The 1,442-nt window shown below is 74.3% G+C and carries 1 protein-coding gene and 1 pseudogene; both read right to left on the reverse strand.

Annotated features, from left to right (window positions below; translation table 11 throughout):
• A pseudogene (locus ACFQ36_RS22680) lies at positions 1–271 on the reverse strand (D-glycero-beta-D-manno-heptose 1-phosphate adenylyltransferase); the annotation flags it as partial.
• 2 nt (positions 272–273) lie between these two features.
• On the reverse strand, positions 274–1,442 hold a 1,169-nt coding region (locus ACFQ36_RS22685), incomplete at its 5' end, for an aldehyde dehydrogenase family protein (RefSeq protein WP_377017827.1).

Genomic DNA, 1,442 nt, shown 5'->3' on the forward strand with positions numbered 1-1,442 from the left:
CGGCGTCGTCGTCCCCGGCCAGCCCGTCCAGCCGCACTCGGGCGCCCAGGGCCGCCAGGTTCATGGCGGTGTTCGCCGCGCCGCCGGGCGCATACTCGCGTCCGGTCAGTTCCACCACCGGGGCCGGCGCCTCCCGGCAGAACCGTTCGATCAGCCCGGTCCACCAGCCGTCGAGCATCACATCGCCCACCACGGTGACCTGCGGTGCCAGGGCGGCGAGCCTGCCCGGCAGCCAGTCCGACAGCCCGCGGACATCATCCAACGCGGCCATGGCTACCGGCCCTCCGGCAGCGGTTCGAGGTGCACCACCTTGACGAGGCTGAATTCGTCCAGCAGCTCCGGGCCGTACCCGAAGCCGCGGCCGCTGTCCCCACGCGGCTGGGCGGAGCCGCCCGGGGCCCCGCCGAACACCGCGTTGATCTTCACGGTACCCACCGGCAGCGCCGCGGCGGCCTGCTGCGCATGGGCGATGCTGCCGGTGAGCACCGTGGCGGCCAGCCCGTAGCGGCCCCCGGCGGCCAGCGCCAGGCCCTCGGCGAAGCTGTCCACCACCTTCACCGGAGCCACCGGGCCGAAGGTCTCTTCGGTCATGATCTCCATCTGCTCCGTGCAGTCCAGCAGCACCGTGGCCGGGTAGTGGGCACCCGGCCCGTCCGGGATGCTCCCGCCCTCGGCCGCAATCGCTCCGAGGCCCAGCGCGTGGGCCACCTGGGCATGGACGGTGTCGCGCATCCGGGTGTCCACCAGCGGCCCGAGCAGCCCCTCCCGGTTCCACCGCCGGGCTTCCTCGGCCAGCGCGTCGCAAAACGGCCCGGCGACCGCCCGGTGCACGTAGATGCGCTCGACGGCCGTGCAGATCTGTCCGCTGTTGCTGAACGCCCCGAGGGCGGCCTGGCCGGCGGCCCAGACCGGATCCACGTCCTGGTCCACCAGCAGCGGATCATTGCCGCCGTTCTCCCGGATCACGTGCGCTCCGGTGCCCACGGCCGCGCGGGCGATGGCGCTGCCGGTGGCGCTGGAGCCCACATGCGCCAGCACATCGACGCCGGCGGCGGTCAGCTGCCTGCCGACCTCGGGCCCGCCGCTGAGGGTGGCCAGCACCCCGGGCGGGAAAACCTGATCGAGCGCCTCGCCGAGCAGCAGGCCCACGTGCGGGCAGCGCTCGCTGGGCTTGTGCACCACGGTATTGCCGGTGACCAGGGCGGCCCCCAAGAGTCCGGCCGCCACCGCCACCGGGTCGTTCCACGGGGTCAGCAGCGCCGCCACCCCGCGGGGCTGGCGCAGCGTGTAGTCCGAAGCCAGGACCGAGCCGCGCAGGCTCACCCCGCGGTGCAGCGGCCCAAGCTCCGCGTACTGCTCCAAGGTGGCGATGCCGGCTTCCACCCCGGCGAGCGCCTGCGCCTGCGGCCGGCCGGTCTCGCGGCTGTTGAGCACGGCCAGCT

The sequence above is a fragment of the Arthrobacter sp. GCM10027362 genome, assembly GCF_042679445.1.
GTDB lineage: Bacteria > Actinomycetota > Actinomycetes > Actinomycetales > Micrococcaceae > Crystallibacter.